This is a genomic window from Trichococcus sp., assembly GCF_055118575.1.
On record NZ_JBSQPW010000003.1, the window covers coordinates 1 to 25,806 of the forward strand.

Annotated in this window: 21 protein-coding genes; 8 read left to right on the forward strand and 13 right to left on the reverse strand. The window is 49.9% G+C overall.

Annotation, left to right across the window (positions count from 1 at the left end; all coding sequences use genetic code 11):
• Window positions 1–205 precede the first annotated feature (205 nt).
• Window positions 206–742 carry an AI-2E family transporter gene (locus tag ACTCCX_RS01200; RefSeq protein ID WP_463274338.1) on the reverse strand — a complete coding sequence of 179 codons (537 nt, stop codon included), beginning with the start codon at window positions 740–742 and terminating at the stop codon, window positions 206–208.
• A gap of 120 nt (window positions 743–862) precedes the next feature.
• Between ACTCCX_RS01200 and ACTCCX_RS01205 the strand changes: the two genes are divergently transcribed.
• The gene (locus tag ACTCCX_RS01205) at window positions 863–2,203 is read left to right on the forward strand and encodes a hydroxymethylglutaryl-CoA reductase, degradative (protein ID WP_463274421.1); all 1,341 of its coding nucleotides are present in this window, start codon (window positions 863–865) and stop codon (window positions 2,201–2,203) included.
• Between the two features lie 235 nt (window positions 2,204–2,438).
• Here the strand turns inward: ACTCCX_RS01205 and ACTCCX_RS01210 are convergent, their stop codons facing one another.
• Window positions 2,439–3,611: a hydroxymethylglutaryl-CoA synthase gene (locus ACTCCX_RS01210; protein ID WP_463274339.1), complete on the reverse strand. Its 1,173-nt coding sequence runs from the start codon at window positions 3,609–3,611 to the stop codon at window positions 2,439–2,441.
• Window positions 3,612–3,867: 256 nt separating this feature from the next.
• On the opposite strand from ACTCCX_RS01210, the gene ACTCCX_RS01215 reads away from it, so the two are divergent.
• The 4 genes from ACTCCX_RS01215 to ACTCCX_RS01230 all read left to right on the forward strand — a co-directional run bounded on the left by ACTCCX_RS01215 (window position 3,868) and on the right by ACTCCX_RS01230 (window position 8,090).
• A complete protein-coding gene (locus tag ACTCCX_RS01215) occupies window positions 3,868–5,079 on the forward strand; it encodes an acetyl-CoA C-acetyltransferase (RefSeq protein ID WP_463274340.1) in 1,212 nt (403 codons plus the stop codon).
• Between the two features lie 80 nt (window positions 5,080–5,159).
• Entirely contained in the window at window positions 5,160–6,647 is a 1,488-nt protein-coding gene (gene thrC, locus ACTCCX_RS01220) for a threonine synthase (RefSeq protein WP_463274341.1), read from the forward strand.
• A 331-nt stretch (window positions 6,648–6,978) separates the two neighbouring features.
• Window positions 6,979–7,422: a YaiI/YqxD family protein gene (locus tag ACTCCX_RS01225; RefSeq protein ID WP_463274342.1), complete on the forward strand. Its 444-nt coding sequence runs from the start codon at window positions 6,979–6,981 to the stop codon at window positions 7,420–7,422.
• A 47-nt stretch (window positions 7,423–7,469) separates the two neighbouring features.
• A complete protein-coding gene (locus ACTCCX_RS01230; protein ID WP_463274343.1) occupies window positions 7,470–8,090 on the forward strand; it encodes an HD domain-containing protein in 621 nt (206 codons plus the stop codon).
• 278 nt (window positions 8,091–8,368) lie between these two features.
• Here the strand turns inward: ACTCCX_RS01230 and ACTCCX_RS01235 are convergent, their stop codons facing one another.
• The 3 genes from ACTCCX_RS01235 to ACTCCX_RS01245 form a co-directional block, all read right to left on the reverse strand.
• Window positions 8,369–9,556, reverse strand: a complete 1,188-nt coding sequence (locus ACTCCX_RS01235; protein ID WP_463274344.1) for an iron-containing alcohol dehydrogenase — start codon at window positions 9,554–9,556, stop codon at window positions 8,369–8,371.
• 26 nt (window positions 9,557–9,582) lie between these two features.
• Window positions 9,583–10,977 (reverse strand): aspartate aminotransferase family protein, encoded by a 1,395-nt coding sequence (locus ACTCCX_RS01240; protein WP_463274345.1) that lies wholly within the window; start codon window positions 10,975–10,977, stop codon window positions 9,583–9,585.
• 338 nt (window positions 10,978–11,315) lie between these two features.
• Window positions 11,316–12,731 (reverse strand): aminotransferase-like domain-containing protein, encoded by a 1,416-nt coding sequence (locus tag ACTCCX_RS01245; RefSeq protein ID WP_463274346.1) that lies wholly within the window; start codon window positions 12,729–12,731, stop codon window positions 11,316–11,318.
• A gap of 147 nt (window positions 12,732–12,878) precedes the next feature.
• On the opposite strand from ACTCCX_RS01245, the gene pdxS reads away from it, so the two are divergent.
• Window positions 12,879–13,769, forward strand: a complete 891-nt coding sequence (gene pdxS, locus ACTCCX_RS01250; RefSeq protein WP_463274347.1) for a pyridoxal 5'-phosphate synthase lyase subunit PdxS — start codon at window positions 12,879–12,881, stop codon at window positions 13,767–13,769.
• Between the two features lie 2 nt (window positions 13,770–13,771).
• Complete coding sequence (pdxT, locus tag ACTCCX_RS01255; RefSeq protein ID WP_463274348.1) at window positions 13,772–14,344, forward strand: pyridoxal 5'-phosphate synthase glutaminase subunit PdxT; 573 nt, start codon at window positions 13,772–13,774, stop codon at window positions 14,342–14,344.
• 186 nt (window positions 14,345–14,530) lie between these two features.
• Here the strand turns inward: pdxT and ACTCCX_RS01260 are convergent, their stop codons facing one another.
• The 8 genes from ACTCCX_RS01260 to ACTCCX_RS01295 all read right to left on the reverse strand — a co-directional run bounded on the left by ACTCCX_RS01260 (window position 14,531) and on the right by ACTCCX_RS01295 (window position 24,117).
• Window positions 14,531–16,138 (reverse strand): DUF1593 domain-containing protein, encoded by a 1,608-nt coding sequence (locus ACTCCX_RS01260; RefSeq protein ID WP_463274349.1) that lies wholly within the window; start codon window positions 16,136–16,138, stop codon window positions 14,531–14,533.
• Window positions 16,139–16,356: 218 nt separating this feature from the next.
• Window positions 16,357–17,766: a 6-phospho-beta-glucosidase gene (locus ACTCCX_RS01265; RefSeq protein ID WP_463274350.1), complete on the reverse strand. Its 1,410-nt coding sequence runs from the start codon at window positions 17,764–17,766 to the stop codon at window positions 16,357–16,359.
• Between the two features lie 11 nt (window positions 17,767–17,777).
• Window positions 17,778–19,196 carry a glycoside hydrolase family 1 protein gene (locus ACTCCX_RS01270; RefSeq protein WP_463274351.1) on the reverse strand — a complete coding sequence of 473 codons (1,419 nt, stop codon included), beginning with the start codon at window positions 19,194–19,196 and terminating at the stop codon, window positions 17,778–17,780.
• A 294-nt stretch (window positions 19,197–19,490) separates the two neighbouring features.
• Window positions 19,491–21,449, reverse strand: a complete 1,959-nt coding sequence (locus tag ACTCCX_RS01275; protein ID WP_463274352.1) for a beta-glucoside-specific PTS transporter subunit IIABC — start codon at window positions 21,447–21,449, stop codon at window positions 19,491–19,493.
• Window positions 21,450–21,581: 132 nt separating this feature from the next.
• Window positions 21,582–22,421, reverse strand: a complete 840-nt coding sequence (gene licT / locus ACTCCX_RS01280) for a BglG family transcription antiterminator LicT (protein WP_463274353.1) — start codon at window positions 22,419–22,421, stop codon at window positions 21,582–21,584.
• A gap of 40 nt (window positions 22,422–22,461) precedes the next feature.
• Window positions 22,462–22,713: a hypothetical protein gene (locus ACTCCX_RS01285; RefSeq protein WP_463274354.1), complete on the reverse strand. Its 252-nt coding sequence runs from the start codon at window positions 22,711–22,713 to the stop codon at window positions 22,462–22,464.
• A gap of 66 nt (window positions 22,714–22,779) precedes the next feature.
• Window positions 22,780–23,436, reverse strand: coding sequence for a DUF6198 family protein (locus ACTCCX_RS01290; RefSeq protein ID WP_463274355.1), 657 nt, complete (start codon window positions 23,434–23,436; stop codon window positions 22,780–22,782).
• 30 nt (window positions 23,437–23,466) lie between these two features.
• Window positions 23,467–24,117 carry a pentapeptide repeat-containing protein gene (locus ACTCCX_RS01295; RefSeq protein ID WP_463274356.1) on the reverse strand — a complete coding sequence of 217 codons (651 nt, stop codon included), beginning with the start codon at window positions 24,115–24,117 and terminating at the stop codon, window positions 23,467–23,469.
• A gap of 130 nt (window positions 24,118–24,247) precedes the next feature.
• Between ACTCCX_RS01295 and guaD the strand changes: the two genes are divergently transcribed.
• On the forward strand, window positions 24,248–25,618 hold the full coding sequence (guaD, locus tag ACTCCX_RS01300; RefSeq protein ID WP_463274357.1) for a guanine deaminase: 1,371 nt from the start codon (window positions 24,248–24,250) through the stop codon (window positions 25,616–25,618).
• Window positions 25,619–25,806 lie beyond the last annotated feature (188 nt).

The following is a 25,806-nucleotide window of genomic DNA, read 5'->3' on the forward strand; positions in this document are numbered from 1 at the left end:
CAATGGCTTCAAAGCATTGGTAATACTGGATTATTGAGTAATTCGCTGTCTATAAAGGTTTTTAAAATTTTTTATGCATTTGATATTGCAATTAAGCATTTTTATATATCGGGAATGGGCGGTTGGATTCTGCAGGCATAGTGCTTCAACATGAAAAGGCACGGAAGAAGTCACTTCTCCCGCGCTTGTGAAATACTGTCTGTTTTCAGCGACGATATTTATCATAATCGTTGCGGCTGACACTCGAAACTTCCAAAATAGCTTTGATCACGACGGCAACCACTGCACCGAGAACGGCTCCAATCGGCCCGAACAATAGGATACAGACGACAGTCGCCAGAAATGTGTACAGTGGACGGATTCCGAGCTCCTTTCCGGTGATGAACGGTTCGGCGATCTGTCGGACGACCACCAAAATGATGTACAGCAGTCCGATTTGCCAAGCCAAGGTTGTGTTCCCAAGCAACAGATGGATAACCGCCCAAGGAATCATCACCATACCACTCCCCAGAATCGGAATCAGGTCGAATACTGCAATCCCAAGTGCCTTCAGGAACCAGAAATCGATACCGAAGTACAGAAACCCGGCGCATAAAAGGACAAAGCTGATGGCGGCAAGCTTGACTGCCGATATGAGATAGCCCTTCAAGCCCTTTCCGGTTGCGTTGATGATTTCCTTGATATAATAGCTGATCGTCTCCAATGCGATCCCTCGCTTTCTCTTGATGTATTCAGTATACACGCCTGTGCACCTGCCCGGCATCGGCCATTGGACGGATTCTTTCCCGTTGCAGGCAAGAGGCTTTAAGGCGGATGCCATCAGGAATGTTCTATGCTAAAATGATATAGGAAACAGACACTGATTACACGTGAAAACACTTGGGAAAAGGAGCAGAAAATGGAATCCAAATATCTTCAAAAATTTTACGATAAAAGCCCAACGGAAAGGATCGCTGCTTTGCAGTCGGCCGGCATCCTGGATGCAGAGGCTGCTGCAACTTTGCAGAAAGGGTTAACGTTGCCCCAGGAAATAGCCGACAACATGATCGAAAACCAACTGAGTACGTACGACTTGCCCTACGGTGTCGCCTTGAACTTTTTGATTGACGGAAAAGACTATGCCGTCCCGATGGCCATTGAAGAGCCTTCTGTCATCGCTGCGGCCAGCGCCGGCGCGAAAATCATCGCCATGGCGGGCGGATTCCGTACGACGATCGAGAAACGGATCATGATCGGCCAGGTTGCCTTAAAAAATGTCCCCGACAGCAGTGTTGCACAACAACTGATCGAGTCTCATCAGCAAGAGATCCTGCAGGCGGCCAATGCTGCCCACCCTTCCATCGTGAAGCGCGGCGGTGGAGCCCGCCGCGTCAGCGTCAGGATTCTGCCTGCCGATGATGTTGAAGGGATCCCTGCATTTCTTGTCGTCCATCTCCATGTCGAGACGCTAGAGGCGATGGGGGCCAACATCATCAATACAATGATGGAAGGGGTCATCCCTTACTTGGAGCGTTTGACCGGCGGCGAAGCTTTGATGGGCATCCTGACCAATTACGCGACCGATTGCCTGGCGACCGCCGAATGCCGGATACCTTCAAGTCTGTTGGGAAGAGGGACCCTTTCTGGTGATGAAGTGCGTGACCGGCTGATCGAAGCCTACCAGTTTGCCTACATCGATCCTTATCGCGCCGTCACCAACAACAAGGGCATCATGAACGGCATCGATGCCATCGTGCTGGCATCCGGAAACGATTGGCGTGCCATTTCCGCCGGGGCCCACGCCTATGCCTCCCGCAACGGACAGTACCGTTCGCTGACAACCTGGAAAAAAGCGGAAAACGGAGATCTGCTCGGAAGTCTGACTCTACCGTTGCCGGTAGGAGCTGTGGGTGGATCGATCAACTTCCACCCTGCCGCTAAAATGACGAAAGAAATCCTCGGCTACCGCTCAGCCTCCGAACTGGAATCCATCATCGTTTCAGTAGGCCTAGCCCAAAATTTTTCCGCCATCAAAGCTTTGGTGACGGAAGGAATTCAAAAGGGGCATATGGGCCTGCATTCGCGTTCACTGGCAATCAGCGCGGGTGCTACCGGCGATGAAATCGAACAGCTGTCGGAACGTTTGAAGAGCGAAAAAAATATGAATCTCGCGACGGCACAGGCACTTTTGGCGCAAATCCGTCTGGATGAACCGCACGTCTGACAGCTCTCCAGACGCCAACTCCGGGGAAGTCGTGCTTCCCCGGAGTTGGCGAAACCGATTTAGTTGTTTCCTCCGGGGAGCGCGTGCTCACCGGAGTTGACGATACAAAACCTCTTTTTTATCCGACGAAAACGCCCTCGCCGGAGATTACGAACCCGGTACCTTCCAATTAGAAAAACGGCACGCCGTCCACCAGTTACCTGGCTGACGGCGTGCTGTTTTTTCATCGCATTCATTATCTGTTTTTGTTCAGATAGATTCGTTTGTTGTAGTCCATTCCTTCGACACAGATGGTTGCAGGATCTGCGTCCACATCCAGTTCGATGCTTGAACCATCGACCGGCAAAACATTCGAAAAAATCTCTTCATATTCTGAGACGCTCACTTCTGTCCGTGCCGCGAACATTTTTCCATGCTCCGCGGCTGCCAAGGCTTCTTTGAAACCTTCTTGCAGCGTGGCCGAAAAAAATTCTCCGACCGCTCCGGATCCGTAACTGAAGAGACCGATTTTGTCGCCTGTCTTTAGGTCATCGGAAAGCTCCAACAAGGACAACAGACTCAGATACAGAGAACCCGTATAAATATTTCCGACTATTTTGTTGTAAACAGTGCTGGTTTGGTAATGCGCCGACAGTCGTTCGCGGTCCGCTTCGGTACCTTGATCGAGAACTTCGCGCAGAGCTTTCATGCCCATCTTCGTGTACGGCAGATGGAAACAGATTGCTTCGAAATCCGCCAAAGTAGCGCCGTATTTCGCCTTGAATTCTTCCCAGGCATTCACAAAGAAAGAGATGTACTGCTCATTTGAATATTTTCCATCAACAAAAGCCGTTTCCGAATAGATGGGTCTCCAAAAATCCATCACATCGGCCGTCAAATAGCTGCTTTCATTCTCCAGCGCGAGGATGCGCGGTTCCGCACTGATGATCATGGCCACTGCACCGGCTCCTTGCGTCACTTCACCGGCCGTACCGATTCCGTAGCGGGAAATGTCCGAACCGAGCACCAATACGCGGCTTGCCGGATTCAAAGCGACATGGCCTTTCGCCAATTGGATGCCGGCAGTCGCCCCGTAGCACGCCTGTTTCAATTCAATGCAACGGGCATGTTCCTGGATGCCCAAAAGATCATGTACGTAGACGGCTCCTGATTTTGAATTGTCGATCCCAGATTCCGTTCCGAAAATGACCAAATCGATTTTTTCCAAATCTTCTTCATCGACGATCCGTAAAGCGGCATTCGCGGCGAGCGTAACGGCATCCTGCGTGATCGGCGCGACAGCCATTTTTTCTTGCCCGATGCCGATAGTGTACTTAGCCGGCTCCACTCCTCTGGCCTCCGCCAATTTTTCCATATCCACAAAGAAGTGCGGCGCATAAAAGCCAATCTTATCTATCCCAATCTTCACGACAACTACCCCTTACTGTTTATATATAACATATTTGATGCCTCACATCCCAAATGATAGACCAGACCGCTCAAAAAAACAACCTTGGACCAACCAAATTAAAGATATCTTACAAAACCCTTATCCAAAGATTGCGTTCCGATTGTATTTCTTTAGTAATTCTTATATGATAAAGTGCACTGAGTATCGTAAAATAGAGAATACCCCCGTCTGTATGAACAGACCTATACAAGTAAACATCAGAAGGAGACATTAAATGGAAGAAGTCGTAATTGTCAGTGCTGCCAGAACCCCCATCGGTTCATTCGGAGGCAGCCTCAAAAATTGTACTGCAGTGGATTTGGGAAGAACGGCAACTGAAGCTGCGTTGAATCGGGCCGGCTTATCGCCTGAACAAGTGGATTCCGTCATTTTCGGAAACGTCCTTCAGGCAGGCGTCGGCCAGAACACAGCGCGACAAATTGCAGTCGCTGCCGGGATTCCTTATGAAAAAACAGCCATGACAATCAACGAAGTCTGCGGGTCCGGATTGAAAGCAATCATCCTGGCGAGCCAAGCCATCCGTCTCGGCGATGCCAGCGCAGTTGTCGTCGGAGGCACCGAAAGCATGTCGCAGGCTCCCTATCTTTTGCCGAATCAGCGTTGGGGCAGCAAACTCGGTGACATTAACGCCGTCGACAGCCTTGTGCACGACGGCCTTACGGATGCTTTTGATCAACAGCATATGGGCATCACGGCCGAAACGGTGGCAGAAAGATTCCAAGTGAGTCGCGAAGAGCAGGACGCTTTCGCGCTGCATTCGCAACAGAAAGCAGCCAGTGCGCAAGCAGCGGGTTCCTTTAAGGAAGAAATCGCGCCCGTCATCCTAACCGACCGCAAGAACCAGCAGACGGTCGTGGCCGAAGATGAATATATCCGTAAAGATGCCACGTTGGAGAGCTTGAGCAAATTAAGGCCAGCCTTCCAAAAGAACGGCACTGTGACCGCCGGAAACGCATCCGGAATCAATGATGGAGCGGCCGCTTTGGTGCTGATGGCGAAGTCGGAGGCCGAAGCGAAAGGCATCCCTTATCTGGCCACAATCAAAGGCTATGCCGAAACCGGCATCGACCCGGCCATCATGGGCTATGCACCCTACTACGCCATCAAGCAAGTATTGGAAAAAACCGGGATGCATGCGGAAGACATCGACCTCTTCGAATTGAATGAAGCTTTCGCCTCCCAGAGCATCGCCGTAATCAGGGATTTGGGCTTGCCTGAGGAAAAAATCAACATCAGCGGTGGCGCCATCGCCTTGGGGCATCCAATCGGCGCGTCCGGATCAAGGATTTTGGTGACCTTGCTGCATGCCTTGGGGCGGACCGATGCAAAAATCGGCCTGGCATCCCTTTGCATCGGGGGCGGCATGGGCATCGCCATGATTGTCGAGAGAGCTTATAAACGTGAAGCTTTTCGCATAGGTTATTGAGTTTTCAGTAAAAATGTGGCATACTCTTTATGAGAAATTTTTAATTTAAAAATGAGAATAATGTAGAGGAGACGGAATCCGTGACGACCTATCATAGCACACGAAATGCAGAAAAAACATTGACGGCTTCACAAGCAATATTACAAGGGATAGCGCCAGACGGCGGATTGTATGTACCCGATCACATTCCGGCTTTGGAAATCCCATTGGATCGCCTGGCTGACATGACTTACCAAGAATTAGCCCATGAAGTAATGAAAAAGTTTTTTGACGACTTCACTGAAGAAGAATTGAAACATTGCGTCAACGCAGCTTATGATGACAAGTTTGACGACACCAGCATTGTCCCACTGGTGAAAGCCGGCGGACACCACTACCTGGAACTTTTCCACGGCCCGACCATCGCTTTCAAAGACATGGCCCTTTCCATCCTGCCGCACCTGATGACGACTTCCGCCAAAAAGAACGGCAGCACAAAAGAAATCGTGATCCTGACAGCAACTTCCGGCGATACCGGCAAAGCGGCGCTTGACGGTTTTGCGGACGTGCCGAACACACGCATCATCGTTTTCTACCCTAAGAACGGCGTCAGCGCCATTCAGGAAAAACAGATGGTGACGCAAAAAGGCGCCAATACTTCTGTCGTTGCCATCGACGGAAACTTCGATGATGCACAAACGAACGTCAAAAACATGTTTGGTAATGCAGATTTGGCTGCACGCTTGGATGCAGCTGGCTTCCAGTTTTCCTCAGCCAACTCCATCAACATCGGACGCCTGATCCCGCAAGTGGTCTATTACGTCTACGCTTACGGCCAAATGGTGAAACAAGGCGCCATCGCTGCCGGCGAACCGATGAACGTCGTAGTTCCTACCGGTAACTTCGGGAACATCCTGGCTGCCTACTTCGCGAAACAGATGGGCTTACCGATCCAAAAACTGATCATCGCTTCAAACGAAAACAAAGTCCTGGTCGACTTCTTCGAGACCGGCGCGTACGACCGCAACCGCGACTTCATTTTGACGACATCTCCATCCATGGATATCCTGGTTTCCAGCAACCTGGAACGCTTGTTGTACCTGATGGCCGATGAGAGCGCGGAAGCAGTCCAAACTTTCATGAACGACTTGAAGGAGATCGGTCGCTATGAAGTGACGGAAGCGATGCAGGAAAAAGCGAAGGACTTCTACGCAGACTACGCGAAAGAAGAAGAAGTAACAGCACAGATTGCAGCATTGTACCATGCTGACGGTTATGTTATCGATCCGCATACAGCTGTGGCAGCGCATGTTGCCAACACTTATGTAGCCGAAACTGACGATCACACACCAATCGTCATCGCATCGACTGCCAGCCCTTATAAATTCCCGCAGGCTGTTTTGGACGCCATCGATCCTGAGTTCTCTGACGCTTCCATGGAAGAAATGTTAGATCGCCTGAAAGAATTGAGCGGCGTCGCTTTCCCTCCAGCAATCGACGAATTATTGCATGCAGAAGTGCGCCACAACACCGTTGTCGCTTCCGATGAAATGCAGCAGAGCGTCGAAACTATTTTAGGATTGAATTGATTTTTGAATGCTTAAACGCCAAGCCGGCGCTCCGGAAGGTTTCCGGAGCGCCGGCTTTTTTGATGTGTTTCGCTTGGGCTAAGTTTTGTTCTGTCCTCCGGTGAAGATTGGCTTCGCCGGAGCAGCGATTGCACAGATATGCCCACCTCCGGCCAGCCGATTCTGGTCGGAGGTGGGATCGGAATTTCACCCCGAACTCCGGCCAAACACCGTTGGCCGGAGTTTACGGTAATATTCCCGTGCTTTCTCTCCCCGAGCACACACAGCATAGAGAAATCCGCGCCGTTTTTTGGTAAAATGGAGTCAGAAAGAAACAGAATCGAGGCGCCAAATGAACATACTGATCGACGGGGATGCTTGCCCCGTAAAGGACATCATCATCGAAGAAGCCGTCAAGCGCGACATACCGGTCACAATCGTCACAAGCTTTGCCCACTTCTCCAACGCGCTGCTCCCGCCCGGAGTGAAGACGGTATACGTCGATTCCGGTGCGGATGCAGCTGATTTCAAGATCATCCAGCTCGCTCACCGGGGTGATCTGCTGGTCACGCAGGACTACGGTTTGGCCTCCCTCGCCTTGCCGAAGGGACTGACTGTTCTCCATCACAAAGGCTTCGCCTACGACAACAGCAATATGGAGCGTCTGCTTGAGGACCGCTACATGAGCGCGATGGTCCGCAAAAGCGGCAAACGCACGAAAGGACCGAAGCCTTTCACGGACGCTGATCGGCATAAATTCAGGAAGCTGCTCATTTCCAAGCTGCAGGAGAACTAATTGATCCCTAATAGAGTCTAATAGAACCAAGAAAGAGGTGCATCGGAATGCGCAATGAAATCATCATCGAAGACGTCAAACACATCGTCGCGGACAAGCTGAGGAACGAAGCGACCGGCCATGATTGGTGGCATACGCTGCGGGTCTACAACACGTCCATGGACATCGCGGAGGCCGAAGGAAATGGCGACCGTCTCGTGATCGGCTTGGCGGCCTTGCTGCATGACGTCGCCGACCACAAATTCGGCTACACCGACGACGACCGCGAAGCCATCATCACCGACATCCTCACGCCGTTCGAACTGAACGATACCGTCATCGAACAAGTCGTCTACATCGTAAACAATATGTCCTTCAAACAAGGGAAAAACAAGCATGTCCTGGAAACGATCGAAGGCCGGATCGTCCAGGACGCCGACCGTTTGGATGCGATCGGTGCTATCGGCATCGCCCGCGCCTTCGCTTATGGCGGGCACAAAGACCGGCCGCTTTACGATCCCGAGCACAGCGGGGATACGGACAGCGACACGATCGGCCACTTCCATGAAAAATTGCTCCTGCTGAAGGACGGCATGCACACGGAAGCCGGCAAACAAAAAGCGCTGGCCCGCCACGAGCGGATGGAACAGTTCCTGAAGGACTTCCATTCCGAGTGGGAAGGCCACTGAAAGAATGTGAAAAGACTGGGCTGACTCTCAATGTGAGTCAATCCAGTCTTTTTCTGGTTTTGTCGAATTGGTTTCTGTTTGAATGTTCCAGGGTTCGGGTTCGTTCGTTGCGAGTTTCCCCGCAAAAGCGGATTCGACGGGGAATCTCGCGTTGTCCGCGTACGTTTTTCCCCGCCAAAATGCTTTTGGCGGGTTTTCTGCCTGTGATTTGAACTATTTTTCCCCGTCAAAACGCTTTTGGCGGGTTATTTCTGATCAGAGCACCGTTTCCAAAAAAATCAGAGCGCCATTTCGTAGATTTTCCGGCTGACATCAAGTGTCTGGTCAGCGCGTTCCGACAGGCGGTCGCGCTTGTGGACTTCCAGCTGCTCGACCATATAGTCGATGTCCGTTGCTGCGATGCCGATTTCGCTGAACCGCGTCGGCATTTCCAGCGAACGGAAGAATTCCTCGGTTTTGCGGATGCCAAAATCGATCCGCGCCTCTTCGTCGCCTTCCGTGGCGCCCCATACACGCTCTGCATATTGCAGCAGCTTCTCCCATTTTTCCTTTTTGCGCACCTTCATGGTAGCCGGCAGGATGACCGAAAGTGTACGGGCATGATCAGTCCCATTCAGGGCGGTGATTTCGTAGCCCAAGGCATGGCTGGACCAATCGCCCGGCACCCCGGAAGCCGTGAAACCATTAAAACCGTTCGTCACCGTCCACATGAAGTTCGCGCGCGTGTTGTAATCTATTTCCTCATCCATCAGCACTTCCTGTCCGATTTCGATGAAAGTATGCAGGATGCCTTCGGACCAGCGATCCTGCAGTTTCGCGCCTACCGGATAAGTCAGGTAGTTCTCCATGACATGGACAAAGGAATCTGAGAGGCCATTCGCCAACTGCCTTTTCGGCAACGTGTATGTCAACTCGGGCTCCAGAATCGAAAAGGTCGGGAAAAGATTCTCGTTTTTGATGCTCACCTTTGCCTGCAATTCCTCGAAGCTGACGACGGTGATCGGGTTCATTTCCGAGGAAGTCGCCGGGATCGTCAACACCGTCCCGAAAGGCATGGCTTTTTCGACCGGCAAGCCTTTGCCGACGCCGCTTGCGAAGATGTCGATCGGATCGCCTTCAAACAAGCTGGCGGCTGCGATGAATTTCGTGCCGTCGATGACCGATCCACCGCCCACCGCAATCAGAAAGGTGTACCCTTCCGTTTTGATCTTCGCCACGGCGTCCATCAGGTATTCAAAGACCGGGTTCGCCGGAATGCCGCCGAACTCCCCCCATTCCCTGTTGCCCAGAGCCTGCACGACACGGTCGAAGGTGCCGGAACGTTTGGCGCTGCCGCCTCCGTAGGTGATCAGCACCTTCGCGTCTTTAGGCACAAACCTGTCGATTTTTTTGACCTGATCCCGTCCGAAGGCAACCCGGACAGGATTATAAAACTCAAAATCCATGATTTCAGCTGACAGTGACATAGTACTCCCCCATTGGTTTCAATTAGTTACGCTAACTTCGTGCACAAAGCGTCGATCGCATTTTCAAAGATGGCAAGGCCGGCTTCCAACTGTTCATCCGTCGTGACCAACGGCGCCAGGAAACGGACCACATTCCCGTAGGTGCCGGCATTTTCGATGATCAGGCCGTTCTGCACACAATGTTGGATCAGCGCGTTCACCAATTCCGGAGCAGGTTCCTTCGTCAGTCGATCTTTGATGAACTCAACGCCGATCATGCCGCCCAAACCGCGCACATCGCCGATTTCTTTGTATTGCTGTTGCCATTCCTCAACGCGGGCAGTGTATGCCGCACCCAATTTCAAGGAACGTTCGCAGAGTTTTTCGTCTTCGATGACTTGGATTGTCGCCAGCGCCGCAGCACAGGATACCGAATTGCCGCCGAAAGTGCCACCGATCAGACCGCCTGCCATCCCTTTGAAGATCTCATCACGGGCAACGATGGCGCTGAGAGGGAAGCCGCCTGCGATCGATTTTGCCGTACACAGGATATCCGGTGCGCAGCCGGCTTCTTCGTAGTAGGAAGAGGCGAACAGCTTGCCCGTGCGCCCGAACCCGGTCTGCACTTCATCCGTCATCATCATGATGCCATTTTCATCGCAGATTTGGCGGACAGCTTTGACCCATTCAATCGGGGCCGGGATAAAGCCGCCCTCGCCCTGCACCGGCTCGAAAACGATGGCCGCGACTTGGCTGGCCGGCGTCAACTCGTCAAAGGCGCGTTTGATGCGGTCGATGTAATAGGCCACTGCCTCTTCATCCGTGCTGTAGGCCGGTTTGCGGTAAAGATTTGGATAATCCACGCGGAATATCCCATCCGGGAATGGCCCCAAGCCGATCGAGTTGGCCTTTTTCGCGGTCATATGCGTCGTCAACAGTGTCCGTCCATGGAAGGCCCCGGAGAATACAATCACATTCGGCCGTTTCGTGTAGGCTCTCGCTACCTTTACGCCGTTTTCGATTGCTTCCGCTCCGCTGTTCGCAAAGAACGTCCGCTTTTTGAATCCCTTCACCGGCACGATATCGTTCATTTTTTCGGCCAAGGTGATATACTTTTCGCTCGTAAGGATATTGATCATCGCATGGGTATAATCGTTCTCCTGCATTTTCACGGCTTCCACGACTTTCGGGTGGCGATGGCCGATATTCAAAACACCCACGCCGCCGACCCAATCCAAGAAACGATTGCCGTCAACGTCCTCGATGATGGCGCCCTCAGCCTTCCCGATCGCAATCGGATAAACGCATGTCAAAGAAGAAGGGATCGCTTCCGATCGACGGGCCAGGATGGCTGCTGCCTTTTCCCCCGGCAATGTTTCCGTGATGATTTCCGGCAGTTGATATCTCAATTCTGTTTCTGTTAGTGATGTTGTTCCTGTCATGGCGCTCGCTCCCTTTTCATGCATTCTTGTACTATCTTTTGTAACTTCGATGGTTTGATTATATAGATTTAGCAATCAAACAGAAAACATTTCATGACACCGGATAGGACTTTTTCTGTTATGCGATGTCAGCTTCATTCACATCGATTTGAGAACAAGGTTGCAACAACAGCCATTATTCTTGACTGCTGTGGGATTCCATTCAAAAAAACCTTCTGTTATCTTCACGGAAGGTTTCCTGACATGCATCTCGATTTATTTTTCGTTTTCATTCCATTTGAAGGATATTGTCCAGCGGACTGGAGCGCAAATGTAAGGAATTCAGAAGCGTACCGGCCTCAACTTTTTGTTTCCCGCTCCACAAAATGTCCGAAACTGAAACGGACCGCATTTTTTTGATCACCGAATTGGATGCCTTCCTTCACGACCACTTTTTCTTCCAGCAATTTCTGAAGCAATTTATCCATCTCGGCATCGGTTTTATTGACGAAACGACAATAAAGATGGTATCCGCCTTTAGCCGGTTCAAAACTTATTTCCGAGCCGTATTTGTTTCTGAGCCAGGTCTGCAACGTTTCGGCGCGCTCTTTCAAAGCCGAAACGATGGTCGGAAGATGCTCAGTAATCTCGCTCGCCAAATAATGCTCCGCTAGCAGTTGCGGCAAAAAACTCACTCCGGAGTCGATCTGATCGCGGATGTCGGCCAATTCCCGGATAATGGCGGCAGGCCCAATCATCCAGCCAATCCGGATATGCTGACCGGCGAACTTGGATAAGGAACCCAGATACAGCACTTGTTGCCGTTTATCCAGGCTTTTCAACGGACGGTTATCAACCGTTTCATCAAAAACAAAGCTGCCGTATGCATCATCCTCCACGATCGGGATGCGTTTCAGCAAACAATAATCAAGGATGGCCTGTTTCCGCTCGGGGCTCATGACCGTGCCTGTCGGATTCTGGAAAATCGGATTCAGAAAAATCATCTTCAGCGGGTACTGTAGAGAGGCTTCCTGAAGTCCATTGACAGTCATTCCCTCACCATCCATCGGAATCGGAATGATCCGCAGACCGGCAGCCTGAAAAAGCCGCAAAGAATAGAAATAGGAAGGGGCTTCGATGCCGATCGCATCGCCCGGCTTCAACAGCCCTTGCGTAATCAAAAACAATGATTGCTGGGTTCCCGAAGTGATGAAGATTTCCTCCAGCGGGACTGTCATTCCGTACGCGGTCTCGAGGTGTTTTTGGACACTTTCCCTCGTCGCTTTGATTCCTCGGTTCTCCTTGATGAAGGTCGCTTCGCCATGAAGCATTTCACCCAGCGAAATATCCGGGATCTTCAGTTCCGGCAAGAGGTCCTTCGGCAAATCCCCATTCCCCAAATCCAGGATTTCGCGCGAACGGTGCTGCGCCAACAGCTGCCTGACGTTCCTTTGATATGGGGTATCCACCGAAAGATTATCCGGCGTCAAGGAAGTACGCCAATTGATGGTTGGTCTTGTCTGCATCCCCCATTTATTCGGATTCACGAACGTCCCGCTGCCCCTTTTGCGGATGAGTATCCCCTGCGTCGTCAGTTCTTCCAGTGCCCGGATGACGGTCGACCGGTTGACCTGCAGTTCCTCCGCCAGCTTGCGTTCCGCCGGCAAGGCCCGGCCTGGGATCAAATCGCCGGCTTTGATTTTTTCTTCGATCAGTTGCATCAGCTGTTGATAGAGCGGCATGCCCCTATCCTGATCCAGTCTCCATTCCGCCATTCCTTCACTCTCCCTAGTTTTCATTCATTATACACCAAATTGGTTGGTCTGGAAACAGTCCAATTGGATGTAGGCGTTTCTGCAAATAGGGATTATGATTTAACCATTCTTTAACCATTTTATCATTCAAACCTAGGAGGATCATTTATGACAACAAAAATCATCGGTTCGGAAAAAGTGAAACGCGGGATGGCCCAAATGCAGAAAGGTGGCGTCATCATGGATGTCGTGAACGCGGAGCAGGCAAGGATTGCTGAAGCGGCTGGTGCCGTAGCGGTCATGGCTTTGGAACGCGTGCCTTCGGACATCCGCGCAGCCGGCGGGGTTGCCCGGATGGCGGACCCTACCATCGTCGAGGCAGTGATGAACGCGGTCAGCATTCCCGTCATGGCGAAAGCCCGCATCGGACATATCACCGAAGCGCGCATCCTGGAAGCGATGGGCGTCGACTATATCGACGAGAGCGAAGTGCTGACCCCTGCCGATGAGGAATTCCACTTATTGAAATCCAACTATACCGTTCCTTTTGTCTGCGGTTGCCGCGATCTGGGAGAAGCCTTGCGCCGCATCGGTGAAGGAGCTTCGATGCTGCGTACGAAGGGAGAACCGGGGACCGGCAATATCGTGGAAGCCGTCCGCCATATGCGCAAAGTCAACGGCCAAATCCGCCAGTTGATCACGAAGTCGGATGATGAACTGATGACCTTCGCCAAAGAAATCGGCGCGCCATACGAATTGGTCAAAGAAATCAAACTGCTCGGCAAACTGCCGGTCGTGAACTTCGCTGCCGGCGGTGTCGCAACACCGGCTGACGCAGCCCTGATGATGAGTTTGGGTGCGGATGGCGTCTTCGTCGGATCCGGCATCTTCAAAGCCGAAAATCCGGAAAAATTCGCCCGCGCCATCGTCCGCGCGACAACGAATTACGAAGATTATGCTTTGTTGGCGGAACTGTCCAAAGGTTTGGGCGAACCGATGAAAGGTATCGATATCAGCACGCTCCGCGCCTCCGAACGCATGCAGGAAAGAGGCTGGTAAGCATGACGAAAAAAATCGGCGTATTGGCCTTGCAGGGTGCCGTAACGGAGCACTTGCAGGCACTGACTAAATTGGGCGTCACCGCAACAGCCGTGAAATCGCCCGCCGATCTTGAAGGAGTGGACGGGCTGATCATCCCAGGCGGCGAATCGACTGCCATCGGTCGTCTGATTCGCGAACAGGGACTGGAGGAACCTTTGCGGAAATTTTTTGATGCTGGCAAAGCGATTTTCGGAACCTGCGCCGGACTGATTCTCTGCAGTACCGACAGCAGTCATGCACCTGATGAATTGCGGCTCGGCTTCATCGACATCGCAGTCGAACGGAACGGCTTCGGACGCCAAGTCGACAGCTTTGAAGCCTTGCTGGCATTTGTGGGCCTCGCGGAACCGGTGGAAGCCGTCTTCATCCGCGCACCCTATATCCGCTCCATTGGCGATGATGTCCGCGTGCTGGCAAGCATCGACGGCAAGATCGTGGCAGCCGAAAACGACCGCGTACTGGTCACGGCTTTCCATCCGGAATTGACGGACGATCTTACGGTGTTTGAGTACTTTTTGAAGAAGATAAGCTGAGGAATTGTTATTCAGTTTCCACATCCTTAATGGTTCTATAAAATCGAATCAATGCTGATTATTCTAAAAACAGTTCTCCGTAATCTACTACCAAAAAAAACAGAAAGGCAAACAAGTTACATCAACCTGTTTGTCTTTCTGTTTGTCTTTCTGTTTGTCTTTCTGTTTGTCTTTCTGTTTGTCTTTCTATTTCACTGATAAGATAACTCTTTGGTAATGTTTCAATCCGTGAACACCATCGTCTTGTACCTCTGCAATAATATGAATAGTGTCACCTGATTGAGCATCTTCAGGAACAGTAAAGGTCACAGTGTCGGTGTCATTTCCGGATAAAGCAATCGTATCCGTTGCTTCACCTTCAGCCAAGTCACGATGAAGACCTAATTGTAATCCGCTGGTTACATCTGCTACTGCCTCAAGAGGTTCAACCGTGGAATCTTCATAAGTATCCGCTTCAAAGTATCTCCACCAGCTGTAAGTCAAGTTATCCCCATCCGGATCAGTCGCATTAGCGTGCAAGGTCACCTCTTCACCTTTTTCGACTTCCAAATCTATCCCTTCATCCACTGTCAGAACAGGATTGTGGTTAGCATCTTCATAATCAGCAGTAATGGCCCAATCCGCACGAGCCGCAAAGTCGCTTTGAATATCATCAAACCAACGCATCAATGAATATTCAGCCTCGTATCTTTCAGTGTACGGGTCAAAGTCCAGAACTGTATTGCGGTACAACTGTTCGTTTTCAGCGCCGAATCTTCCTCCCCAACCACCAAATGATGGGTCTTCCATACTTCTAAGCCCATTGTCGATCAGATAGAAGAAGGACGGAGAATCACCCTCCGAGATAAAATCGTACTGGTTATATTGCGGATTGTTTTCGAGATATTCTTCAGACCCACGTTGTTCTTCAGGCAATTCGCCTTCCAGCATGTTTCCGTCCCCCATCAGTGCATACATATCCAGTAGGGATCCATGGCCATTTTTAATGTTTTCATAATTCCATTCTCCCTGCAACTTGCTATTCACTTCATCCGTGTGGAATTTCCAAGCATAAGCGAAGTGCCAGAAATTGGACTGATCGTTGATGATACGGATATCAGGCCAGTTTGTCGCGATATAGGAACTGTAACTTTCATCCTGATCCAGAATGATATAAAGTACTAGTTTATCACTAACGGCCTGTTTTATCGTTTCCCACTCTTCGGTATTTTCATACTCTTCCTGAATGGATTTCAGTGCGCGTGCTGTGGTATTGGTACCTCCCCATGTTTGCACGTATAAGTCACTCTCGTCATCATCCAAGAACAATTCTTTTAAAAATTCGGAACCTTCCGTAACTTTTTCCATTTCTCCTGCATTAGTTATATTACCAATTTTGGTCACATCACGAATATAATCCGGTTCGGGATAACCTTCCGCGTGCGTAATCAAATTCGGATAAGCTTCTTCGTACGCATCGGTCATGTTGCTGAGCCACTCTGTTCCGGTCCATCGGAAAGGCTCAATTCCGGCTTCTTCATCACCGGCATAATGGTACATAGAGCTTGTAAGAACAACTCCTTCCAATTCCATCTCGTTCGCATACAGGAAATATCTCAACATGGAATTCATGTCATCAACTTCCCCATCTGTCGTGATAACCGTACGGGCCTTTACCTTTTCCGTTGATTGTTCCTGTGCCACAATATTTTCACTCTCTTCGGAAACAGCTGACTGTGAACCGCTGCTGCATCCTGCCAATAAGAGTGCACCAATCAATGATGCTGTTATCGAAACTGCTGTCTTATTTTTCATCTAATTACTCCTCCTAGTAGTTGACTGTTACTTTCTCACTCGAAATAGCATTAAAAGCCTATTCCGGTTTTTTAACGATAATACAAGTCAGAATACGTTTTCATTACTGTGCAAAAATAAATTTTCATGCATATACACAACATATAGCAGTAAAACGCTCTGATGCCATAACATGACATTCGAGCGTTCTACTGTATTTTATTGTAGTGTTATTCTAACTAGTCCAAATCTTCACCATTGCTGGCGATGGCTTTTTGGTACCAGTAGAAGGAATCCTTCTTCAGACGATCCAAGCTGCCTGATCCGTCATTGTGGCGGTCCACATGGATGTAGCCGTAACGTTTCGCCATCTCGCCGGTCCCGGCCGAAACCAAATCGATGCAGCCCCAAGACGTATAGGCGACCAGATCCACTCCGTCCAGAACGATCGCATCGCGCATGGCTTTGACGTGATCGCGGAGGTAGGAGATGCGGTAATCATCATGGATTTGGCCGTCGACAATTTCATCCACAGCGCCCAACCCATTTTCAACCACCATCAGCGGCAACTGGTAACGGGCATGGAACGTATTCAGGGCAACACGCAGACCCAACGGATCGACTTGCCAGCCCCACTCCGATTCTGCCAAATACGGATTCTTTTCGCCCATCAAGGCATTGCCTTCACCCGGCACGCCGGATTGCGCAAAGCTGGCGGCGCTGGATGCATAGTAGCTGAAGGAAATGAAATCTACCGTATGTGCAGCCAAGATTTCCTCATCGCCCTGCTCGAAGGTGACGTTGATGCCTTTGGTGGCGAAGTAAGCCAGTTTGCTCGGCGGATAATATCCGCGGGCATGGACATCCGAGAAGAACAATTTTTCTTCTTCTTTTCGTTGCGCTGCCCAGACGTCCTCCGGTTTGGCCGACAACGGATAGACCGGCGCATAAGCGATCATGCAGCCGATGCGGTTCTCGGGATCGATTGCCCGCGCGGCCTTCGTTGCCAAAGCGCTGGCGACGAACTGATGATGCAAAGCTTGGTACATGATTTCTTCCTGGTTTTCGCCCGCTTCAGCTTTTGAACCGATCGAGATCTGCGGCAGGAAAGTCGCCATATTGATTTCATTGAAAGTCAGCCAATAGTTGACTTTCCCTTGATAGCGCTCAAATAATGTAGTAGCATATCTTTCAAAAAAGCCGATCAGCTTGCGGTTTTTCCAGCCGCCGTAGTGGTCGACCAGATATTGCGGCATTTCGAAATGGGAGATCGTCACCAATGGCTCGATGCCGTATTTCGCCAACTCATCGAAGACGTCATCGTAAAAGGCCAAACCGGCTTCATTCGGTTCCAGTTCATCGCCGTTCGGAAAAATACGCGTCCAAGCGATCGACATCCGGAACATCCGGAAGCCCATTTCTGCGAACAAAGCGATATCTTCCTTGTAGCGGTGATAGAAATCGATGCCGATGTGCGAAGGGTAATAATCGCCTACTCCGGCGAAGCGTTCAGCAAAATCGCGTGAGCAGGTCAGCTGGTCGATGACCGATGGACCTTTCCCATCAGCGTCCCAACCTCCTTCAAATTGGTTGGCGGCTGTGGCACCGCCCCAGAAGAAACCTTCCGGAAATCCTTTACCTGCTGACATGACAATTCCTCCTATTTCTTTACCAAAGATGCGCCGTTTGTTGCGATGACTTCTTTGTACCAGTTGAATGATTTTTTCTTGTAACGGTTCAATGTGCCGGATCCGTCATCGTGGCGGTCGACATAGATAAAGCCATAGCGTTTTTTCAACTCGGCAGTCGAAGCGCTGACCAAGTCGATGCAGCCCCATGTTGTGTAGCCCATCAGGTCCACGCCATCCGCGATCGCTTCAGCAACCTGCACCAAGTGATCGTTCAGGTAGTTGATGCGGTAGTCGTCGTTGACGGTCGGTTGTCCGTCTTCACCGGTCACTAATTCATCGACTGCTCCCAAGCCGTTTTCTACGATGAACAATGGTTTTTGATATCGATCCCAGAAGTCATTCAAGACGATGCGCAAGCCCTTCGGATCGATCTGCCAGCCCCATTCAGAAGCCTCAAGGTATGGATTCATCACCCCTCCGAGGATATTTCCTGTCCCTTTTACTTTCTTGGACTCGTCTGCTGTTTGTGTGGAACTCATATAGTAGCTGAAGGAGATGAAATCGACTGTGTTCTTCAGGATTTCTTCATCTTCCGGCGTGATGTCCAACTCAATGCCGTTTTCACGGAAATAGCGTTTCATGTAACCAGGGTATGCGCCGCGAACGTGTACATCCGAGAAGAAATAGTTTTGGCGTTCCGCTTCCATCGCGGCGATGACATCGTCTGGATGCGCAGTCAACGGATAGGTCGGCATCGCCAAGACCATGCAGCCGATTTGGAAGGCCGGATTGATTTCGTGGCCGATTTTTGTCGCCAAAGCGCTGGCCACCAATTCATGATGGACTGCTTGATACAGATCTTTCTTCGACAATTTTTCAGGAGCCGTCGCGATCCCGCCGCTCATGAATGGCGCATGGATGATCGAGTTGATTTCATTGAACGTCAACCAGTACTTGACTTTGTCTTTGTAGCGCGTGAAGACCGTGCGCACGTAGTTTTCGTAGAAGCCGATCATTTTGCGGTTTACCCAACCGTCATATTCACGGGATAGGTGTAGCGGCGTTTCGTAGTGGGACAAAGTAATCAGAGGCTCGATGCCGTATTTTGCCAATTCGTCGAACAAGTCATCATAGAACTGCAAGCCAGCTTCGTTCGGCTCCGCTTCGTCGCCATTCGGGAAGATGCGTGTCCATGCAATAGAAGTACGGTAGGTTTTGAAGCCCATTTCCGCAAACAAGGCGATATCTTCTTTATAACGGTGGTAGAAGTCGATCCCTTCCAATTTCATGTTATCCGGTGTCGGACCATCAGTGATCGGTCCGAAGCCGCCTTGAGGGGTTACATCCTGAACGGATAAACCTTTCCCATCAACATTATAAGCACCTTCGTATTGGTTGGCAGCTGTTGCGCCACCCCATAAAAAACCTTTTGGAAATACTGTTTGCATGTAATCGCTCCTATTCTTTTTCTGTAACTTTTTTATGAATCAGGCTGGTTCATTGTGGGACAGCCCTGAATGATGAAAACTTATCCCAAATGGGTTCGGGCGCCTGAGACCACAAACCAAATTCCCGAATATCTGGTTATTATTCGGGAGGCTGGCTTGCGATCTAGTTTTTTTCCCCGGATATCTGGTTTTTATCCGAGAATATTTCTTGCGGTTAAGATTGATTTCCCGAATACTTGGGCTCATTCACTACAATTGTTTGTGATCGATTCCGATTTCACGGATAGATTACGTTTACGCGATGACCGTCATCAGGTAATCTCCCTCAGTCAAGGTCGCTTCTTTCGTCGTGATGACATCTAGATAATCATTGCTGTTTGTGACGATGATTGGTGTGATGATTTCGTAGCCTGCTTTTTGGATGAAATCGATGTCGAATTCCAATAGCAATTGGCCGGCGACAACTTTATCACCTTGTTGCACATGGCTCGTGAAGCCTTCTCCATTCAGTTGAACTGTGTCCATTCCAACGTGGATCAGGATTTCCGTTCCATTTTCAGTCGTCAAACCGATCGCATGTTGTGTCGGGAACAAAAGCGTTACAGTTGCATTTGCGGGAGCATAAATCTCACCGACAGTCGGACGGATTGCGATTCCTTTACCAAGTGCACCCGTTGCGAAAGCTTCATCCGGTACATCTGACAGGACAACCATTTCGCCGATCATTGGGCTAGCGACCAAATCTTTTTCAGCAGCTGCGCTCAAGTCTTTTTTCATTGCTTCAATAACTACAGCGTTTGTGTTCAAAGTTGTTGCTTCATTTGTTTCAGTTGCTACAGTTTCAGTTTCTCCGTAAAGAACTGGGATTTTTGAGAAGAAGACAAGCAGGAATCCTGCAGCAAGCCCTACACCGCAGACGATGAGTGAAGCCCAGAAGTTGAAACTCATTGCTCCATCAGCATCCAAGTAGCTAGGGAATGAGAAGACTCCCAAGCCGCCCATACGGTAGCTTGTCAGTTTGAAGATACCTGCCACTATACCGGAGATGGCACCGGCTACACAGCTCAATTGGAACGGACGTTTCATCGGTAAAGTGATCCCGTAGATAGCAGGCTCAGTTACCCCGAACAAACCGGAAATGAAAGCCGGGATGGCTAACTGTTTCACTTTTGCTTCTTTTGTTTTCAACATAATAGCCAATACTGCACCTGTCTGTGCGAACGAAACCCCTAATACCGTAGCCAGTAACTGATCATAGCCTTGCGTCGCCAAGTTGTTGATTGCGATCGGAACCAAGCCCCAATGCAAACCGAACATGACGAATACTTGCCAACCGCCACCCAATACAGCACCTGCGACAATCGGGCTCAAATTGTAAACCCATGATACACCAGCTCCAAGCAATGTTGCAGCCCATGTGGAAAGCGGTCCGACAAACAAGATAGTCAATGGAACAACGATCAACAAAGTTGTGAAAGGCACCATGAACAATTTCACAACATCCGGAATGACTTTCTTCAAGACATTTTCAACTTTGGAACCAAGGAAAACAGCCAACAGGATCGGCACAACCGATGAAGCGTAGCTCATCATGATGACCGGTAAACCCAAGAAGGTCATATAAATCGGCGATTCAAAAATGCTGCCGGCGAACAATGTGTACAATGGATCAATTCCTGCAGGATTGACCATGCCCGGATAGACCATTGCAGCTGCGACTGCCATCGCCGTAAAACTGTTCATTTTGAAGTGTTTGCTGGCAGTATAAGCCAAGAAAATCGGCAGGAAGTTGAAGAAGCCGTCACCTGCTGCTTGAATCAGGACATAGGCCCCATCAGTAGTCGACATACCCGCGGCCACCAAAAGCGCTGCCACACCTTTCAGCATCCCTGTCGCTGCCAACGGTCCCAGGATTGGTTGGAAGATCTTCGAAATCATATCAATGAACTGGTTGAACAAGCTGCCTTTCGGTCCCTCGTCTTCAGCAGCGACTTCACCGCCACCGTTCAATCCGCCGACCGCGTTTACAGCTGCGTAGACATCCGGTACGTGGTTACCGATGACGACTTGGTATTGGCCGCCGCTTTTGATGACCGTTACGATACCTTCGCGTTTTTTCAGGTACTCCGTGTCCGCTTTGCTTTCGTCAACCAATTTGAAACGTAGACGCGTGATGCAATGCGCCAGGCTGCGGACGTTTTCTTTGCCGCCCACATGAGCCAAAATGTCTTTTGCTAATTCTTCATACTTCATGTTATATCCCTCTTTTTCCATAATTTTTTATAAAAAAAACCTAAATAGATAGCACGGGAATTTATTCCCTGCTGTCTACTTAGGTTTTGCCTGCTTTACCAGTAACAATCCTCTTGAGAGCATCATAGGTATTCACTTTGGTTGCACGACCCGATGGATATGGATCGTGAGGTAAACAATTTCGTCGGTGCCGACCTGAAAATGATGGGCACTTCCGACATAGGTTGCAATTTTGTTCGCACAAGTGTATGCATTCGGATAGTTTGCTTTCACCTGTTCCAACAAGAAGGTGTCCGGAGCCGTCTGGAAAACTTCTCCCATGACGACCCGTTGTGCAAAATACTGCAGATGGGTGTAGAAACGGTTATAGGATATCGATTCTTCATCGAAGGCGACACCAAAATGTAAGCGGACAATGTTCAGGATATCCTGAACGATCCGGGTCACTTTCATCGTCTCTTCGATCATTTGCCCTTCTTTTTGTGCATTCACGAAATGCAGCGCGATGGAAGTCGCTTCATCCGGGGCCATCAGGACTCCGGTATGTTCCGCGATGAGTTCCAGCCCGATTTTACCGAGCTCGTACTCCCGTCGATAGAACTTCTTCACTTCGAAGGCCAAAGGATTGGTCAAGCTGATCCCTTCCTTTGTCCGCTGGATGGCATAATGGATATGGTCGGCAAGCGTCAGGTAGACATTTGCCTGAAAGCTATGATTCAGCCGCGTTTCGGCTTCTTGGATAATCTTAAAAATGGCATCTGATTCTTCTTGCGGTAAATCTTGATAAATGGCCTTTAATTGATCTGCCGAATCATTTTCCTGGATGACGAATGTTTTCTCGATCAACGACTTATCGATCGCATCGCCTGTTCTTTTCTGAAACCCGATCCCTTTGCCCATCACAATGATTTCGGATGCATCTTCGGCCTCTGCCAAGACCACGTTGTTGTTGTAGACTTTTCCGATTTTCATTGATTCTCCCGATTCCCCCTTCCATTAAAAAAAACCTAAACTAACACCAAATGATGTGCACATCATCTCGTATCAATTTAGGTTTTGCCTGCACAACCAGTAACAATCCTATGAACAACATGTTAGCACTTCCAATAAAAAGATGCAAGCCCTTTCCAGAAAAAAAATTATTTTCATTTTTATCCGTTGATGCAAGGGAGGATTTTTGAAAACGGATGTCATTAGCTTTATGAACAGTGTGTTGTGGAGCATCATTCTGCGGTGTAAAGATGGATTGTTTAGCTTTATTCATATTTCCTTTCGACATTCTGACTTTCGATGACAAAAGAGGCTACCTCATTAGAAGGCAGCCTCTGCTTTACGCACGTTCTTTGATTGTCATCATTTTTTGGAAAACGAAGCGTTCATTCAATCGGTTCACAAAATGCTGGGTCACCGTACCGGTGAAGAGCATGGCAAACACGGTGCCGATGCCGACTCCGGCGATGCCTTCCAGGAACAACACGGAGACGACAAGACTCAACACAACACAGGTGACATCGAAACCTGTTTTCATCTGCTTCACGCTCAGTCCGAAATGTTCGGCTATTTCACGGACGAAAAGATCGAACGGAAGCGCCGGCAAACGGCAATTCAGCATGAGACTGATCCCGAGCGATAACATGAAAAAACCAGTGAAAAAGAAAACGATCCGCAGCGGTATGTTTGTGGCGATGCCCGAAAAAAGCAATTCAAAGAAATCCAGCAGATAGCCGAACAGCAACGCCAGCAGAATCGAAAAAACATATCCCAAAAACTTTCGCGTAAATAGAGCCATAATCAACACAAGCACTACTTGGAAGAGAAAATTCCAGCTGCCGATTGTGACACGCGCAAACAGTTCGTTCAACACCACCGGCACGGAAGTAATAGTCGACACCCCCAATTCACTCTTGATCATCAACGATACGGCAATGGCATTGCACAGCACGCCCATTGCCAAAGCAAGTTCACTTGCCAACACTTTCTTCTCCATATCTTCCTCCTTATCTATCTTTTACATTTTTTACTTCTTGATGACAAGCCCAAGCATCACAACAAAGGCCAGCGCCTGTTCCTCGCTGACGATCGCACCCTTCAGATCCTCTAGCGTGATGCTGATGCGCTCGAATCGGCAACTGCTGATGTCGATTGCCTTCAAAGGCGTGCCCGTGAAATTGATTCCGGACAGCTCGCACTCCAAAAAATCGACTTTTTTCAGTTTGCATGTGTAAAAATCAGCTTCATCCAGACGGCAGTTTTCGTAACGGACATTCTTCTGCTTGCTGAAGCCCAGCGCGGCCATCTGCAGGTTGCACTCACTGAAGCGAACATCCTCAAATACGCCTTCGGTCATCGAAGTGCCGATGAGCCGGCAATTAATGAAACGGACCCGCTTCATGGTTACTTCATCCAGCTGCACATTGGCGAAATCACAACTTTCGAAAGTGACATCCCGCAAGTACATTTGCGTCACTGCCGCTTCGCTGAAAGTCACGTTCTGGAATCTGACTTCGGCAAACTCCACTCCCCGTCTGTCGCCAATGTCGATGGTGGTGTTTTTGAAGAGAGCATGTTCTATGTACGGTTCATCCGGATCGAAACAGTCTCCGAAATTTTTTTCAGGCAAATCTTTTGGTATTGCGGGTTCCATGATTTTAGCGGGCACTTGCTTCATTCCTTCCGATGTTTTTCTTTCTTTTAGTATACAGCAATACACTTCGCTTAGATATGCTTGCTTTGATAATCTGCGCTTTCGTCCGGAGTGTTATAATGGAAGCAAGGAAACAGGTTAAGGGGGAATTGATATGGATCATGCGTATGCTAAAGTGTTTCGGGGGACGGCCTTCACCAGCAGGTCGCCGCAGGAAGTGAGTGTCTGGGAAGATTGTCTGTTTTGCCTCGATGAAGAAGGCTTGATCCGGCGCATCCTGAAGCCGCAGGATCCTGATTACGCAAAGGTCTTGGAGTCCTACAGCGGAACGGACTCCTTCCTTGCGCTTGCTGAAGGACAGTATTTCCTGCCGGGGTTCATCGATCTGCATATCCATGCACCGCAATGGGCACAGGCCGGCACTGCGATGGACATCCCTTTGCATGATTGGCTGGATACGTATACTTTTCCGCTGGAATCGAAATTCTCCGATCTGGCTTTCGCGCGCAAGGTATACGAAAATCTTGTCGTGACGCTGCTGGCTAACGGAACGACAACCGGTCTTTATTTTGCGACCATCCATAAGGAAGCCAGCTACCTGTTGGCGCAGATTTGCGCCGAAAAAGGCCAACGCGGACTGGTCGGGAAAGTTGTTATGGACGATAGGGAACAAAATCCGGCATATTACCGGGACGAAAGCACGGAAGCTGCCTTGGCGGATACGGAAAGTTTCATCCAGCTGGTCCAGAAATTGAGCAAAACGACGAAACAAGGCGTTTATCCGGTCGTGACGCCCCGCTTCATTCCAAGTTGCACCGACGCGGCGTTGAAGGGTCTTGGCGAGTTGGCGAAAAAATACGATACATACATCCAATCCCACTGTAGCGAAAGTGATTGGGAGCACAACTATGTCCATGAACGGATGCACAACAGCGACACATCCGCTCTGCACGAAAAAGGTTTGTTGAGCGACAAATCGGTCATGGCGCATGCCGTCTTCCTTTCGGACGAGGATGCTGATTTGTTCGCCGAAACCGGAACCGCGATTGCGCATTGTCCGATTTCGAATGTCTTTTTCTCGAACGGTGTCCTGCCGGCTGCACGTTTCACTGCACTGGGAATCGATATCGGGCTGGGAACGGACATTTCCGGTGGCTTCTCGCCAAGCCTGTTCGATAACATCAGACAAGCCGTCATATCTTCGCGCATGCTGGAGGAAGGCGTTGATCCTTCACTTCCGGCTGCGGAACGCGGCCTTCCGCATTCGCGCATTTCCGCCAATGAAGCCTTCTACTATGCGACTGCCGGCGGAGGGCAGAGCTTGAGCCTTCCGATTGGGCGCTTGCAAGAAAACTATGTGTGGGACGTCCAAGTAATCGACGTCAACACACCGACCGCCAAACTACCGCTGTTCGATGACGGGATCTCGAAGGAAGATCTGTTGCACAAGATTCTCTATTTGAGCCGTCCGGAGAACATCCGCGAGGTCTGGGTCCAGGGCGTATGCGTCCATAAACGGACATAGGCAAAGCTGTATGAAAACCCGGATTTGATGATTATCCGGGTTTATTTGTGCTCGGTTACTCCGGTTGTCGGATTCTTTCGGATTATCCGACAACTGCCCCATCATTTGTGATCCGGTTGTCGGATTCTTTCGGGTTATCCGACAACTTCCCATCTTTTGCGAGCGGGTTGTCGGATTCTTTCGGGTTA